The 246-nt window shown below is 40.7% G+C and carries 1 protein-coding gene; it reads left to right on the forward strand.

The window, feature by feature from the left end:
• Positions 1 to 244, forward strand: a 244-nt coding sequence (locus RMT89_RS44775) for a hypothetical protein (RefSeq protein WP_315889488.1), incomplete at its 5' end; no start/stop codon positions are given.
• Between the last annotated feature and the right edge of the window lie 2 nt (positions 245 to 246).

The following is a 246-nucleotide window of genomic DNA, read 5'->3' on the forward strand; positions in this document are numbered from 1 at the left end:
TCTCCTGATGTGGAACACAATTGTAGCAAATTTTAACGCTTGCATTCAATACAATTTGGCGAATTTCTCCGTTTTTTTATTCCCATTTATGTGGCGCTTAGGTAGGGGCTTACAACACCCGTCGGGGGGCGGGTCTTTCCAATTGATCGCAAACCGTTTCGGACAACAACCTGTTTTGGTATTGCGCCACTTGTTCAGCAAAATACTCTTTATTGGCGTCAATTTTTACAAATTACATTTTTGATT

The sequence above is a fragment of the Streptomyces sp. P17 genome, from assembly GCF_032436805.1.
Classification (GTDB): domain Bacteria; phylum Actinomycetota; class Actinomycetes; order Streptomycetales; family Streptomycetaceae; genus Streptomyces.